The sequence below is a fragment of the Mucilaginibacter roseus genome, assembly GCF_021215455.1.
GTDB lineage: Bacteria > Bacteroidota > Bacteroidia > Sphingobacteriales > Sphingobacteriaceae > Mucilaginibacter > Mucilaginibacter roseus.
In genome coordinates this window covers 381,462-396,811 of record NZ_JAJPWV010000004.1, presented here as the reverse complement: position 1 = coordinate 396,811, position 15,350 = coordinate 381,462, and the positions used below count along the sequence as shown (strand labels likewise).

General features: G+C 44.4%; 15 protein-coding genes. 13 read left to right on the top strand and 2 right to left on the bottom strand.

Features of this window, described 5'->3' with window-relative positions; all coding sequences use genetic code 11:
- Positions 1 to 36: 36 nt before the first annotated feature.
- The 3 genes from LT679_RS15055 (at position 37) to LT679_RS15045 (ending at position 3,211) form a co-directional block, all read left to right on the top strand.
- On the top strand, positions 37 to 1,095 hold the full coding sequence (locus LT679_RS15055; RefSeq protein ID WP_232178427.1) for an agmatine deiminase family protein: 1,059 nt from the start codon (positions 37 to 39) through the stop codon (positions 1,093 to 1,095).
- A 180-nt stretch (positions 1,096 to 1,275) separates the two neighbouring features.
- Positions 1,276 to 1,614: a hypothetical protein gene (locus tag LT679_RS15050; protein WP_232178426.1), complete on the top strand. Its 339-nt coding sequence runs from the start codon at positions 1,276 to 1,278 to the stop codon at positions 1,612 to 1,614.
- Between the two features lie 61 nt (positions 1,615 to 1,675).
- Positions 1,676 to 3,211: a DUF4394 domain-containing protein gene (locus LT679_RS15045; protein WP_232178425.1), complete on the top strand. Its 1,536-nt coding sequence runs from the start codon at positions 1,676 to 1,678 to the stop codon at positions 3,209 to 3,211.
- Between the two features lie 130 nt (positions 3,212 to 3,341).
- Here the strand turns inward: LT679_RS15045 and LT679_RS15040 are convergent, their stop codons facing one another.
- Entirely contained in the window at positions 3,342 to 4,823 is a 1,482-nt protein-coding gene (locus tag LT679_RS15040) for a glycine--tRNA ligase (RefSeq protein WP_232178424.1), read from the bottom strand.
- 355 nt (positions 4,824 to 5,178) lie between these two features.
- Between LT679_RS15040 and LT679_RS15035 the strand changes: the two genes are divergently transcribed.
- The 7 genes from LT679_RS15035 to LT679_RS15005 all read left to right on the top strand — a co-directional run bounded on the left by LT679_RS15035 (position 5,179) and on the right by LT679_RS15005 (position 12,870).
- A complete protein-coding gene (locus LT679_RS15035; protein ID WP_232178423.1) occupies positions 5,179 to 5,904 on the top strand; it encodes an ATP-binding cassette domain-containing protein in 726 nt (241 codons plus the stop codon).
- Positions 5,905 to 6,105: 201 nt separating this feature from the next.
- Positions 6,106 to 6,726 carry a porin family protein gene (locus tag LT679_RS15030; RefSeq protein WP_232178422.1) on the top strand — a complete coding sequence of 207 codons (621 nt, stop codon included), beginning with the start codon at positions 6,106 to 6,108 and terminating at the stop codon, positions 6,724 to 6,726.
- Between the two features lie 123 nt (positions 6,727 to 6,849).
- A complete protein-coding gene (gldG, locus tag LT679_RS15025; RefSeq protein WP_232178421.1) occupies positions 6,850 to 9,243 on the top strand; it encodes a gliding motility-associated ABC transporter substrate-binding protein GldG in 2,394 nt (797 codons plus the stop codon).
- Between the two features lie 39 nt (positions 9,244 to 9,282).
- Positions 9,283 to 10,407, top strand: a complete 1,125-nt coding sequence (dnaN, locus tag LT679_RS15020) for a DNA polymerase III subunit beta (protein ID WP_232178420.1) — start codon at positions 9,283 to 9,285, stop codon at positions 10,405 to 10,407.
- Between the two features lie 374 nt (positions 10,408 to 10,781).
- Positions 10,782 to 11,429, top strand: coding sequence for a DUF4397 domain-containing protein (locus tag LT679_RS15015; RefSeq protein ID WP_232178419.1), 648 nt, complete (start codon positions 10,782 to 10,784; stop codon positions 11,427 to 11,429).
- A gap of 11 nt (positions 11,430 to 11,440) precedes the next feature.
- Entirely contained in the window at positions 11,441 to 12,181 is a 741-nt protein-coding gene (locus LT679_RS15010; RefSeq protein ID WP_232178418.1) for a DUF4397 domain-containing protein, read from the top strand.
- A gap of 38 nt (positions 12,182 to 12,219) precedes the next feature.
- Positions 12,220 to 12,870, top strand: a complete 651-nt coding sequence (locus LT679_RS15005; protein WP_232178417.1) for a DedA family protein — start codon at positions 12,220 to 12,222, stop codon at positions 12,868 to 12,870.
- Here the strand turns inward: LT679_RS15005 and LT679_RS15000 are convergent.
- Complete coding sequence (locus LT679_RS15000; RefSeq protein ID WP_232178416.1) at positions 12,867 to 13,763, bottom strand: zinc dependent phospholipase C family protein; 897 nt, start codon at positions 13,761 to 13,763, stop codon at positions 12,867 to 12,869. The two genes, LT679_RS15005 and LT679_RS15000, sit on opposite strands and share 4 nt — an antisense overlap.
- 129 nt (positions 13,764 to 13,892) lie before the next feature.
- Between LT679_RS15000 and rpsT the strand changes: the two genes are divergently transcribed.
- The 3 genes from rpsT (at position 13,893) to LT679_RS14985 (ending at position 15,344) form a co-directional block, all read left to right on the top strand.
- Entirely contained in the window at positions 13,893 to 14,147 is a 255-nt protein-coding gene (gene rpsT, locus LT679_RS14995; protein ID WP_194103699.1) for a 30S ribosomal protein S20, read from the top strand.
- A gap of 209 nt (positions 14,148 to 14,356) precedes the next feature.
- Complete coding sequence (radC, locus tag LT679_RS14990; RefSeq protein WP_232178415.1) at positions 14,357 to 15,055, top strand: RadC family protein; 699 nt, start codon at positions 14,357 to 14,359, stop codon at positions 15,053 to 15,055.
- 55 nt (positions 15,056 to 15,110) lie between these two features.
- Positions 15,111 to 15,344: a hypothetical protein gene (locus tag LT679_RS14985; protein ID WP_232178414.1), complete on the top strand. Its 234-nt coding sequence runs from the start codon at positions 15,111 to 15,113 to the stop codon at positions 15,342 to 15,344.
- Positions 15,345 to 15,350 lie beyond the last annotated feature (6 nt).

Here is a 15,350-nt window from a genome sequence, read left to right as displayed (position 1 = left end):
TGATCACTACATTAAGAAATACTTTATAATACTACTATGGACTATCGACCATCGACTATCGACTTAAAAGCCTCCGGCTTTTCCTTCCCCGCCGAGTGGGCACCACATGTGGCTACATGGCTAAGCTGGCCGCATAAGGAAGCATCCTGGCCGGGTAAGATACAGATGATCTATCATCGTTACTGCGAGTTTATCAAGGAGATAGCGGTAGGGGAGATGGTGCGCATCAATGTGGTGAATAAAGAGATGGAAGCTTTTGCACAGCAGCAACTTACTTTGATAGGTGCTGATTTGAGCAAGATAGAATTTTTTGAATTCCCTACTAACGATGCCTGGTGCCGTGATCATGGTCCGGCTTTTTTGATCAATCCCGAAACTAAACAAAAGGTGGTAGTTGATTGGGGCTATAATGCCTGGGGCGATAAATATCCTCCGTATGATCTGGACGACGTGATACCTACCCGCATTGCCGAATATTACAATCTGCCGGTTTACCATCCGGGCATAGTAATGGAAGGTGGCTCGGTTGATTTTAACGGTAAGGGCACGGTGCTTACTACAAGGGCTTGCTTGTTAAACCAAAACCGTAACCCGCATTTAAACCAGCAGCAAATTGAAGGCTACCTGCAAAACTATTACGGTGTAGAGCAGGTGCTTTGGCTGGGCGATGGCATTATTGGTGATGATACCGATGGCCACATTGATGACATTACCCGTTTTGTAAATGAAGATACTGTAGTTACCGTTGTTGAAGAGAACAAAAGCGACGAGAACTACCATATTTTGCAGGAGAATCTGCAAGCCCTTAAAACCATGCGGTTGATCAATGGCAAGCAACTGAATATTGTAGAACTGCCAATGCCTGATCCGGTGATTTATGACGACCAGCGTTTGCCGGCATCATACGCTAATTTCTATATTGGCAACGCTGCCGTGGTGGTACCAACATACCGTTGCGCTAATGATGATAAGGCATTAGACATACTCACCCAGTGCTTCCCTGACCGTAAGGTAGTGGGTGTTGATTCTACCGACATTATCTGGGGTTTGGGCAGCTTCCATTGCCTCAGTCAGCAGGAGCCTGAAATAATATAACAGAATGAGGCTATTTAACCAAAATAGCCTCATTTCTAATAACTTTCTAACAAGTAAGGGTAAAAATCTGCGTTTTTAAAAATTCCTTACTCTGTCTGGCTCTAATCGAATTTCTTTAAAAACTGATGCTGTACACTGCACGTAATTGAAGCAACAATCTACCGGTTGTTAAACATTAACGTGAGAGCAGCATTAATCTATAGCAAATTATATTTACGTATAGCAGCAGGCTTACTTTTCGTCCTTTTAATAGGATTTAAGGTAACTGCGCCCGTATTTATTGCATCAGCTTCGGCTGATAAAGAGCTTGCCTCAAATGCTGATGATGACAGCGATAAAAAATCCGAAAACAACTCATCACCCGAAAAGGAATTTATCCGCCCCTTATACTATACCGCAAGTAGTACGCTTTTTAATAATTACATTGAACATTGTACTATTTATAAAGGCAATTACAAAGCTACTTATTACCAAAAAATAGCCATACCGCCTCCGGATGGCATTAGCATAAACAGCTAAACGTTTTAAACGCGGCAAGGTGCCGCACTTCATCTATTTCATAATCTATCTTTCAAAAAAAATGAAAACATTTAACCTTTATTTACAAAGGGTGGCCATGGTATGTGCTGCCGCGATTTTACTGATCACTTCATCGTGCTCCAAGGATAACGATATTGATAATTCTGTAGAGGGCTCGATAACCGGCCCCGACCTGGCAGCATATGCCTTAACGTCAAATAACACGTTGGTAAGTTTTAATGCAAAAAATCCATCAGCAGCCACAAAAACGACCAGTATTACCGGGCTGCAAAATAATGAAACGCTGTTGGGTATCGATTTCAGGCCCGCTACCGGCGAGCTTTATGGTGTGGGCAGCACCAGCCGCATTTATATAATTAATACGCAAAGCGGAGCGGCACGCGCTATCGGTACAGCCGCATTTACCCCAGCCATTAACGGCACAGCCGTTGGCTTTGATTTTAACCCGACCGTTGACAGGATTCGCCTGGTTACTTCAAGCGGCCAAAACTTGCGCCTGCACCCTGAAACCGGCGCGGTTGCTTTTACGGATGGTACGCTTAATGGGGCAGCCAACGCAAGCGTAACCGCCGCGGCGTATACGCAAAACAAAGCAGGCGCAACCACTACCGAACTTTTTGTGATAGACGTTGCTAATGATAAACTATACAAACAAGACCCACCAAACGACGGTAAACTGGTTGAAATTGGCAGCCTTGGTGTAAACGTTGAGCAAGCCGGCGGTTTTGATATTAGTCCGGATGGTAAGGCTGCGTTGGCTGCTTTAACCGTAGGAGGTAAAACCAGTTTGTACAGCATTAACATAACGACCGGCAGGGCTACTAAAATTCAAAACGATTTTACAGGAGCGGTTACCGGCCTGGCCATACCTACCGAGCCGGTTGCTTATGCTGTAAGCGAGGCCAACGAGTTGGTAATATTCAACCCGATGAGCCCAAGCCCGGTTGCTAAAGCCATTACAGGCATAGCAGGTGGCGAGAATATTCTGGGTATTGATTTTCGTCCGTTAAATGGACAGTTGTATGCCTTAGGAAGTTCAAACAGATTATATACCATCAATTTATCATCCGGAGCAGCGGCAGTGGTAGGCACTGCACCGTTTACTACCTTACTCTCAGGCACACAGTTCGGGTTTGATTTTAACCCTACGGTTGACAGAATACGCGTAGTAAGCAACACCGGCCAAAACCTGCGTTTGCACCCTGAAACTGGTGCTGTTGCATTTGCTGACGGGCAGCTATCGCCGGGCAGTCCGTCAGTTACGGCTGCGGCTTATACCAGCAACTTTGCAGGTGCAACATCAACTGTGCTGTTTGATATCGACACACAAAACAATACATTATATAAACAAGATCCACCTAACAATGGTACATTGGTTAGCGTTGGCACACTGGGTGTAACTGCAACTGCCAACAGCGGCTTTGATATAGGGAGCACCAGCGGCACGGCTTACGCATTGCTTAACGTTGGTGGTACTACCAAAGTTTATAGCATTAACCTTACAACCGGCGCTGCAACAGCAGGCGCAACGCTTGCAGGTAACTATAAAGCATTTAGCTTAGGTTTAGGCTTTTAAATAGAATAGCCTAAATAAAAAACGCCGGGTAGTGATTAACTATCCGGCGTTCTCTGTTTTATAACAACCTCGCAATGACGGAGGTTGTCTTAGCTCCCTCTCCTCCAGGAGAGGGCTGGAGTGAGGCTAACTATTTCAATACCGTTTTCCAGCTCACCATATCACCGATGATCTTTTCTAACTGATCGGTAGCTACGCGTTCCTGTTGCATGGTATCGCGGTAGCGTATGGTTACGGTGTTGTCTTCCAATGTCTGGTGGTCAACTGTGATACAGAACGGTGTACCAATGGCATCCTGACGGCGGTATCGTTTACCTATAGCATCCTTTTCCTCGTACTGAACATTGAAATCCAGTTTCAGCTTATCCATAATTTCGCGGGCTTTTTCAGGCAGGCCGTCTTTTTTGGTAAGCGGGAATATAGCGGCCTTAACCGGTGCCAGTACAGGCGGCAGGCGCAATACGGTGCGGCTATCCTGTTTCTCGTCGGTGCTCAGGTCTTCTTCCTCGTAAGCGTTGATTAGCGTAAGCAGAAACATCCTGTCTAAACCTATCGAAGTTTCAATAACGTAAGGGATGTAATTACCAAAAGGTTTGCCTGTTTCAGGGTCAACCTCCGGGTCAAAATATTGCATTTTTTTGCCTGAGTACTGTTGGTGCTGGCTGAGGTCAAAATCTGTGCGGCTGTGTATGCCTTCCACCTCTTTAAAGCCGAATGGGAAATTGTATTCAATATCATACGCGGCATCAGCATAATGCGCTAATTTGGTGTGCTCGTGATAGCGATATTTTTCAGGAGCGGTACCCAGGGCAAGGTGCCATTTAAGGCGGGCCTCTTTCCATTGGTTAAACCACTCTTTTTGTGTGCCCGGGCGAACAAAGAACTGCATCTCCATCTGCTCAAACTCACGCATACGGATGATGAACTGACGCGCGATCACCTCGTTACGGAAAGCTTTACCTATCTGAGCGATACCGAATGGGATCTTCATACGGCCTGATTTCTGCACGTTCAGGTAGTTCACAAAAATACCCTGTGCGGTTTCGGGGCGTAAGTATATCGTGTCCGACTCATCAGCAATAGCGCCAACCTGCGTGCTGAACATCAGGTTGAACTGACGAACGTCCGTCCAATTACGCGTACCGCTTACCGGGCAGGCAATTTCCTGCTCAATAATTAATTCTTTAAGGCGAGATAGATCTTCAGCTTTTAGGGCATCGTCCATCGCGGTTTGTAAAGCGGCGGCCTTGTCGGTTTTACCTTCATTTTCGTATTTAGCAATACGGTCTTCCAGTAACTGATCGGCACGGTAGCGTTTTTTCGAATCCTTGTTATCGATCATCGGGTCGCTAAAGCCGTCAACGTGTCCGCTGGCTTTCCAGGTGGTAGGGTGCATGAATATGGCGGCATCAATGCCTACAATATTTTCGTGCATTTGCACCATGGCTTTCCACCAGTAAGTTTTGATGTTGTTTTTTAACTCCGAGCCGTTTTGCCCATAGTCATAAACGGCGCTCAGGCCATCATATATTTCGCTCGACTGGAATACAAAACCGTACTCCTTAGCGTGTGATATTACGTTCTTAAAAAGTTCGTCGGTTGCTTTACTCATAACAGGGCAAAGATACAATTTAAGGCGAAAGGCAAAAGGTAAATGGTATAATGCTAAAAGTATTGCATTCAATAGTTTATTACCTGTCCTGAATTTCTTTTGAGCGATCAAAAGAAACAAAAATCGCCGGCTACGCCCTGCCCGGTTAAAGGGTGTGTGTTAGCAAGGCTTGTGCTACTCCGGGCATTTCTGATGCCGGAATTTCAGGTAATTAACGGTTTGTGCTTTGTTTTTAGCTCTGTTTTTTATAAGAGGAGCTGGGAAATTAAATTGAGTAATTTCATTGTGCCTTGTTCGAAATGAAAAGTGCTTTCGCCTTTCACCTTTCCCCTAAACCCGTATATTTACCGCCATCATGAGTATCCGCGTATCAGCACTTACCAAAGTTTATGGCAGCCAGAAGGCGGTTGATGGTATTTCATTTTCGGCTGATAAGGGCGTGCTGGGTTTTTTGGGGCCTAATGGCGCGGGCAAATCAACTACCATGAAGATACTTACCGGCTTTATACCCCAAACATCAGGCACGGCCGAGGTATGCGGGTTTGATGTGGCCAAACAATCGCTTGAAGTTAGGCGGCATATAGGCTACCTGCCCGAAAATAACCCACTGTATACCGATATGTATGTAAAGGAGTCGCTGAACTTTATTGCAGGCATTCACAAAATAGCCTTACCTCAAAAACGTATTGACGAGGTAATTGAGCAAACCGGCCTGAGCGTAGAGCAGCACAAAAAGATAGGCCAGCTATCCAAAGGTTACCGTCAGCGTGTTGGGTTGGCGCAAGCCATATTACACAACCCGGAAGTGCTGATACTGGATGAACCTACTACCGGCCTCGACCCCAATCAGCTCATTGGCATCAGGCAGTTGATCACCGAGCTTGGCAAAAGCAAAACTATTATCCTTTCAACGCATATTATGCAAGAGGTGGAAGCGGTATGTAATAAGGTTGTCATTATCAATAAAGGAAAAATTGTTGCTGATAATAACTTGCAATCCCTAAAGGAACAAAACGGCAATTCTTCGCTCGAAGATGTGTTTATAAAATTAACGAATAATAATTTTATTGCTGATTTTTAATAAGTTACATTTTTATTATATAGTTGGATGTAACCTTTCGCGCTAAGCAATGTCTATGTTGCTGAGTTAAAAATAAGGATTACCATAAAGTATCGGTTTGCCGGCCCGGGTTGCTTATTAAGAAACAGGCAGATTTGATATTCAAAAATAATTCTACTTTTGGCTCCGAAAAACAACTTAAATTTTAAACATTCAACTACAATGAAAAAAACATTACTTGCGTTAGTAGTACTAACAGGAGCTGCATTCAGCTCATTCGCACAAACCAGCAAACCGGTATCATTTGGTATTAAAGGCGGTTTAAACCTGGCAAAACTTTCAGCTTCAGGCGGTGAAGAAACTATTTCAAGCGGTACATTAACCTCGTTCCATGCAGGTTTATTTGCTGATGTTGCCGTATCAGAAACTTTTTCGGTTCAACCAGCTTTGTTATTCACTCAATTAGGTTCAAAAGAATCCGAAGGTGATGCATCTTATAAAACAACACTTAATTATTTACAATTACCTGTAAACGCTATCTACAGTGCTCCTACAGGTACCGGCAAATTTTTTATAGGTGCAGGTCCTTTTCTTGGCTACGGTTTATCCGGTAAAACTAAATTAAGCGGTGCCGGTGAAGCTAATATGAGCGAAGATATTGAGTTTGGCGATGGTGGCCTTAAAAGGCTCAACGTTGGTGTAGGTGCTTTGGCCGGCTACAAATTGGAAGATGGCTTCCTTTTGAATGTTGGTTATGATTTAGGTTTGAGCAGCATTATCGATGGAGATGGTGGTTCAATAAAAACGCGTGCTTTTACTATATCAGTTGGTTACGCCTTCTAACAAAACAATTTTTTAATAGTATAAAGCTTCGCAGACGAACTCTGCGGAGCTTTTTTGTTTGAGTTTTATCTAATCGGCATTAAAATAAATTAATTGTAATTTCGGCCATTAAGCAATTGCAGCGTGTACCCGGTTTTTAAAAAAGAAATATCATCCTATTTAAGTTCACTCGTAGCCTACATTACTATTGGCGTTTTTTTGCTGGTGATGGGCTTGTTTTTATGGGTATTCCCTGACTCAAGCATATTGGAATATGGTTATGCCAGTTTAGAGAGCTTGTTCAATACGGCACCCTTCCTGTTCATGTTCTTAATACCGGCCATCACCATGCGCTCACTGGCCGAAGAGCGCCGCGAAGGAACTTTTGAGCTGCTGCTCACCCGCCCGTTAACGCATTTGCAAATTGTACTGGGTAAGTACTTCGCGTGTTTACTGCTGGTGTTGTTTGCGCTGCTGCCAACACTGGTTTATTATTATTCGGTGTATACACTTGGTGCAACCGAGGGCAATATTGATACGGGCGCAGTAATCGGCTCTTATATAGGCCTGTTTTTACTGGGCGGTGTATTCGTCGCTATTGGCCTCTTTGCTTCATCTATTAGTAAAAACCAGATCATCGCTTTCACCATAGCTGTTTTTCTGAGTTATTTTTTCTTCAGCGGGTTTGATTCATTAAGCCGCTTATTATCATTGCAGAGCACCGATATACAAAGCCTGGGTATCGCGGAACATTACGAGTCGGTTAGCCGTGGCGTTTTAGATACCCGAGACCTGGCTTATTTTGTTGTTCTTACCGGTTTGTTTTTATGGCTTACCATGGTGATGCTTATAAAACAACAACAAAAAAGAATTACAGGCACTGCATTGCTGAGTGTTTTGGGCGTGCTGTTTGCCGTTGCTGTAATATCAACCAAAATGTTTACCCGGTTTGATTTTACTAAAGAGAAGCGCTTCACCCTGTCGCCGGTAAGCGAGAATTTAATGGATAGCCTGGCTGCGCCGGTAAAAGTTACCATATTTTTAGAGGGCGATAACTTTCCGGGCGGGTTTAAACGCCTGCAACGCGCCACAAAGGATATACTAAGCGACCTGCAATCATACAGCCATGGTAAGCTTGAATTTGATTTTGTTGATCCCTTAGCGGGCTTAAGTACCGAAGAGCAAAATACAGCTATTACAAGCTTTCAGGACAGGGGCATTGAGCCTACCAACCTGAGTGTAAAAACGGATGATGGCCTGTCGCAAAAAATGATATTTCCGGCGGCTATGGTTACTGCGGGCGGAAAGGAAATACCTGTTAAGCTGCTGCAAACACGTATCGGGCTATCGCCGGATGAAGTGTTAAACAACTCTATTCAGAATTTAGAGTACGCGTTTACATCAGCCATCAAAAAAGCGACAAGCGGTGGCAAACCGCGCGTAGGGTTTACAGAGGGGCATAATGAGTTAAATAATGTTCAACTAAATGACGCGCTGCGCTCCCTGTCCGATGGATTTTTAGTTGGCCGCGTTGACCTGAAAAGCATTCCGTTTGATAGCTTAAAGAAACTGAGCCTGCTGGTTATACCTAAACCCGACGCGCCGTTTACCGAGGCCGAAAAGTTTAAACTCGATCAGTACATCATGAATGGTGGCCGCGTGCTATGGACTATCGACCAAGTGAGCGCCGAGTTGGATAGCCTGCGCGGCAAAGGCGGCGAGCAACTGGCTTTCCCTAAAAAACTCAACCTGGACGATCAGCTTTTTCGTTATGGCATCCGCATAAATGCCGATCTGATAGCTGACATGAGTTGCTCGCAGATACCTGTAGCAGCGGGTAACGTTGGTGGGCAGGCGCAGATACAACTGGCGCCGTGGCTGTTTTACCCGGTTTTTATCCCGCAATCAAAACATCCGGTAGTAAAAAATGTGGATGGCATCAGCGGTCAGTTTGCCAGTAGCATTGATACCATTGCGGTAAAAAATATCAACAAAATCATATTGCTTACCACATCGCCATACGCCAAAAAGCTTACCGCGCCGCACATGCTATCATTACAGGCTTTGGAGCAGGAGCCTGACCCTAAGGCGTTCTATAGTGAACCGAAAATTACGGGTGTATTGCTCGAAGGCAAATTTGCCTCAAGCTTCCGTAACCGCCCGGTACCCGAGGGGGCGGAACATTTTACCGTGTTGCCTGAAAGCAAAGCAACCAAAATGATGGTTTTTAGCGATGGCGACCTGTTTAAAAACCAGGTGGCTACCGATGGCTCGCCCTATCCGCTGGGATATGATCATTATACCCGCCAAACCTATGGCAACAAAAACCTGCTGCTCAATGCGGTAGATTACCTGACGGATGATTCCGGTCTTATTGAACTGCGCGGTAAGGAGATACAACTGCGCCTGCTAAACCGCGCATTGGTAAGAGGGCAAAAAACCTACTGGCAAGTAATAAATTTGGGGCTGCCATTGGCAATAGTGTTGATATTTGCTATTTTTCAACATTATGCGCGCAGGCTTAAGTATACCCGCTAAATTTTATACTTTTGATTGACTAACTACTAAGTAAGATATATGCGATTTATCGTTTCTACATCAACATTGCTAAAGCAGCTACAGGCTGTTAGCGGTGCTTTGAGCAATAGCACGGTTTTGCCTATTCTGGAGAACTTTTTGTTCGAAATAAAGGATGGCAACTTAACCATATCGGCAACCGACCTACAAACCAGCATGACCACGTCGCTGGCGGTTGAAGCCAAAGAGAACGGCCGTATAGCCATTCCTTCGCGTATATTGCTTGATACCCTGAAATCATTACCTGAGCAACCTGTAGCCTTCTCGGTTGATGATACCACATTTGCTATTGAAATAAGCGCCGGCGACGGTAAATACAAGCTAAGCGGTGAGAACGGTGAGGATTTCCCGAAAATTCCGGTGGTTGAAAATGCATCGTCAGTTAACCTGCCCGCATCGGTATTGGCCGAAGCTATTAATAAAACTATTTTCGCGGTAAGTAACGATGAGTTGCGCCCGGCTATGACAGGCGTATTCTGCCAGTTATCGCCGCAGCACCTTACCTTTGTAGCTACCGATGCGCATAAGCTCGTACGCTACCGCCGTAAAGATGCACAGGCCGCCAGTGCGACATCGTTCATCTTACCTAAAAAGGCGTTAACGTTGCTAAAGTCTGCTTTACCTGCTGAGGATATCAACGTATCGGTTGAATATAACAACACCAGTGCCTTTTTTAAATTTGGCAGCATTAACCTGGTGTGTCGTTTAATTGACGAGCGTTACCCGGACTACGAAGCGGTTATTCCGTTAAACAATCCAAATAAATTGAATATTGACCGTTTGGCATTCCTGGGCTCACTTAACCGTGTGGCCATTTATGCCAACAAAACCACCCACCAGGTAAGGCTGAAGATAAATGGCAGCGAGCTGCATATCTCGTCAGAAGATATTGATTTTGCCAACGAAGCGCACGAGCGTTTAAGCTGCCAGTACGAGGGTGAGGATATTGAAATAGGTTTTAATGCACGCTTTTTAATAGAGATGCTTAAAAACCTGAGCAGCGAAGAGGTAGTGTTAGAGATGTCGACCCCTAACCGCGCCGGATTACTGTTACCACAAGGCGGAGATGAAAACGAAGATGTGCTGATGCTGGTAATGCCGGTTATGCTTAACAGTTATGCTTAAGTTGTAAACTTAAATTATAAATCCAACCAAAAGCCGTGCACACGTGACCGGCTTTTTTTAATATAAGGCCATGCGGAAAACATCGGGAGTTATTTTGATTGTGTTGAGCTGCTTGATGGTTGTATTCGTTATTGCGGACAGGTTATCTTACCAAAAATACAACGGAGAAACCGGTGGTGGTACATCACTGGGTTTTGCGATGGATTTAAAGGGTCTAATATTGTTTATTGCCCTATTAGCGTTGGCGATAGTTCTGTTTATTCGGGGTAGAAAATTGCTATCGCGAGCTCGTTAAACCTTCTCAAAAAAGTAATATCAATCTTTTTGCCGCTACATATAACAAACATCACAAACATCAGTTATATATTAGCGCCATGAAATTGAGGGTTTCTGTGATTGTTTTAGCTGTTGCTGCCTTGCTGGCCTCGTGCCAAAAGGAGGATGTCGCGCCTTCGGTGCCGCCATCAGCAGCTGTTAATGTGGTAAACGTTAGCGGCGGGGCGTTTAATTTTTTTATGAATGGAACCCGGCTCAACAATACCTCAACGATTTATCCCGATGGTGTGTCCGGTTATTTAGAGGTTTATTCGGGGCAACAGAATTACCAGTTTAAAAATGACAGGTCGCCTGATGTTGCATTTACTCTTCCGCTCTCGCTCGACTCTGCCGCAAGCTACACGCTTTTCGCCGCGGCACTTGATACGACAAACATCATCCTGGTAAACGATGATATAAGTATTGATACCGGTAACGTTGCTTTGATCCGCTTTGTAAATGCATCGCCGAAGGTAAATAACATTACCCTGTCTCTAAATGATACGGCGAGGGTGAGTAATGCTGCTTACCGCTCCGTGTCTGATTTAATTAGGATAGTGCCCGGAAGAAAGAAGCTGTCTGTAGGCAATACCAACATGGGTGACAGTGTTACATTTACTCGCGGCAACGCGTATACCATATACAGCAAGGGCGACCCGGCTATAAACGGCGATGGGGGTTTCGGCCTGGGTATCATTCAGAATTAATAAGCAGTACCATGAACAATCATAAAAGTAAATTTTTATTAACCCTTACGCTGCTTACAGGGGCTGTTATGCTTTTTTCGGCAATATCATCCTGCTCAAAAAATGGCAACATAAATCCGTCAGAAGCGAAAATTGAATACCAGGTAATTAACCTGAGTTACGATGCGTTGCCGGTTTATTTATACGTCAACCTGTTGCGGCAAAACGGGAATAACACCTATCGATACCCTACACCTTCCGGATACTTCGGGCTGAATACCATTGATACTCCTTTCCAGATACGTTCGGCATCTACCGGTAACGTGGTAAACTTGCTGAAGATAGACAGTACCAACCTTAAACGCCAAACCAAGTATTCGCTGTACATAACCGGCTCGCGTGCGCAAAATACCCTCGGCTATTTGTTTACGGTTGATACCAGTACTGCACCACGTGTAGGCCGTGGCAAAATACGCTTTGTAAATGCGGCACCTGAAGTAACCGGCGCAAGCCAGGGGCTGATCCTAACGGCAAACGAAACCGTTGCTTTTAACAACAGGCGATTTAATACAGTGAGCGAGTTTATAGAACTACCGGCCGGGATATATGATTTTAAAATAAAGCCCGTTGGCGCCGCTGACCGTACGCTTGAAGAAATAGAGAACACAACCATACAGGATGGCAGGCTGTACACCATATATGCCTACGGCCGAGCATTTGTTGCCGCCAGCGATTCAACGGCTTTTGGCGCGGGTATTTTAACCAACAGATAGTCGATTTTATTTATATTTTTACGGCAAAATTTACCGCTGTGGAAGTAATAAAAAGCATAATTGATTTTATACTGCATATTGATAAGCACCTTGCCCAGATAACGCATGATTACCAAGGCTGGACTTACCTGATACTCTTCCTGATCATTTTTGCTGAAACCGGTTTTGTGGTTACTCCATTTCTTCCAGGCGACTCGTTACTGTTTGCTGCAGGCGCATTAATAGCCGGTGAGCAAACGGGTTTAAATATCTACATATTGGCTTTGCTGCTTATTGTTGCCGCATTTGTGGGCAATACTGTAAACTATATGCTGGGTAATTATTTAGGCCCAAAAGTATTTAAAGAGAATAACAAGATACTCAAGCTGGATTACTACCTGCAAACCAAGGCTTTTTTTGATAAGCACGGTGGTAAAGCGGTTATATTCAGCAGGTTTTTGCCGATTATACGTACCATTGCGCCATTCGTAGCGGGCGTTGGAAGTATGCCTTTTGGCCGTTACAGTTTGTATAACATCACCGGCGGGTTTGCCTGGGTGATCAGCTTTTTATTCCTGGGTTTCTTTTTCGGCAATATACCGGTGGTAAAGCAGAACTTTACGCTGGTTGTTTTTGCCATCATTTTGTTCTCGATCATCCCACCAATATGGGCGGCTATTAAAAGCAGGTCGGGCAAAAAGAGCGTTTAGTTTTTTACTCCCGAAGGTTTCTTTATCAATTTATTCAAATCAGGCTGACCGGCATCAACCCAGGCCGAAAACCAGTAGCTGGCAGCCTCGTACATAGCCGAACGCATTTGCCGTTCAACCATACCTTTTAACAGGGTGTGATAGGCACGGCAATACTCAGGCGAATAAACCTTTACTTTCCGTTGCCCGCGTTTTTCCATCGTGTATTTTTTATCAGCCGGAAAACGCTTGTTGAGCAAACGCTCTAACCTGAGCACGCTATCGGCTTTGCCGAATGATCTCTGGCAGATAACAAATGCCTCAGTAAGCGGATTGTTGATATATTTAGCCTTTTTAACCGGATAATGGTATTTATCAGCAAATAACTCCGGCAGGCGGCTCTCCCAAAGTCCGTGTATACCATCTTGTCCGGTAAGTTGCCCATCATGGTTAAGCACGGTATGCAGCGGCACATGCGCGTCGGCTACGTAATGCGCCAGGTCGGCCGAGTTACGCAGGATGGAAGTGGTATCGTGCTCCTTAAACGCTTTAACCAACCAGTAATAGCGTTGCTGAATAGTCCAGGGCAGAATGCCGTGTTTGAGCATAGTATCGCGCGTGTAGCGCTTTTCAAAATCCTTCCACTTACGTGGGATAGTTTTAAACGGCGCTTTACCATAACGGTCTGCATTAAAAAAGTGGCGCGGTATCTCGGCCGAGTCAACATACCGGCGTTTATCAGCCGTAATAGCATGCTCTGTTATAAAATCAATATTGGCTTTGTAAAAAGTGGCCATGCCTTTTGGTAAGGCTAACACTGCCATGCGGTTGATGCGATGATGGGCATAATAGCCCCATGATGATAGTATTAAAAGGCTTAGAAGGGCAACCGCGCTTAGCGCCGCTTTTTTCATATCCAAATATGCTGATTAACTTTAACATGCAATGTAAAATGATTTTTAAAAAGGCTTTGTATAATTCAAAAAGTGATTGTATATTTGCACTCTTAAAATTTAGAAATACAGGATAACAAGCTATAAAAGATGGCAAATCATAAATCATCATTAAAAAGAATCAGAGCAAATGCTGCGAAGCGTCTGCGTAACAGGTATCAGGCAAAAACCACCCGTAATGCAATTAAAAAATTAAGAGGTGCAACTACTAAAGCTGAAGGAACAGAACTTTTAGGTAAAGTAATTTCTATGCTTGACCGTTTAGCTAAAAAGAACGTTATTCACAAAAACAAAGCATCAAACAATAAATCAAAGCTCACTAAATTCGTTAACGGTTTAGCATAAGTTTTACTTATTGAACAATATTGAAAGGGATAGTGCATTGCATTATCCCTTTTTTATTGACTCGAAGTTTTAGAATTTGCGGAATCGGTAGAATTTCAGAAGAAGGGTCATATTAAAATTTATCGATATACTGCTAATTCTTTAATTCCAAAAATTCAGGTTCAGACGAGATTCAGGTTCAAGCAAAATTCCATACATTCGGATCACTTATGAGCGATTACCAAAACCACATCAGTATCAAGGCTTGGGCCGAGGAAGACCGCCCGCGCGAAAAGTTGAGTGGGCAGGGCCGCCGGTCGCTTACCGATGCGGAGCTGATTGCCATTTTGATAGGTTCAGGCAGCCGCGATGAATCAGCTGTAGAGCTAAGTAAGCGCATATTACATCATTACGAGAATGACCTGAACAAATTGGGCAAAGCATCCATAACCGAATTGTGCCGCTTTAAGGGCGTAGGGGAGGCCAAGGCGATCTCTATTATAGCGGCCCTTGAGATTGGCCGCCGCCGTAACGAAACTGAGAGCAAGCCGCCAGAAGAGGTAAAAGGCAGCCATGATGTATTTAAGCTGATGCGCCGCCATCTGATGGATCTTAACCATGAGGAGTTTTGGATTGTGCTGCTTAGCCGTTCATCAAAAGTATTGTCGAAGGAGTTGGTGAGCCGCGGCGGCATTTCGGGCACAGTTGCCGACCCAAAGATTATTTTCTACATGGCGTTGCAGCAGCAGGCCAGCGCCATCATCCTGGTACATAATCACCCATCGGGCAACCTTAAGCCAAGTCAGCTGGATATTGAGCTTACCAAAAAGGTAGCCAACGCCGGTAAGATGCTTGACATTAATGTGCTCGATCACCTGATTATTACTGACAAAGGCTTTTTTAGCTTCGCTGATGAAGGGCTGTTGTAAAAACAGCAAACAACAGTAGGTGCATATCGTTGTTATAGTAACAAACTTTAACACCATGATAGAGCCAGAAGACGAATTACAACCAGAAGATCAATTACAGCAAGACGACCAGTTAAGCCAGAACGACGAGCAATCGAGCCAGCAGGATATACACTCAAACGGTTTTGATGATACCGTTGAAGACATTGGTGAGATTGATGAAACCAGCAATGCCCAGCAAGCTTATGATGCTTCAGAAAGCTCGTACACGCTTGATTTTGGCGACGATACAGATCAGGACGAAGATTAATCAGCT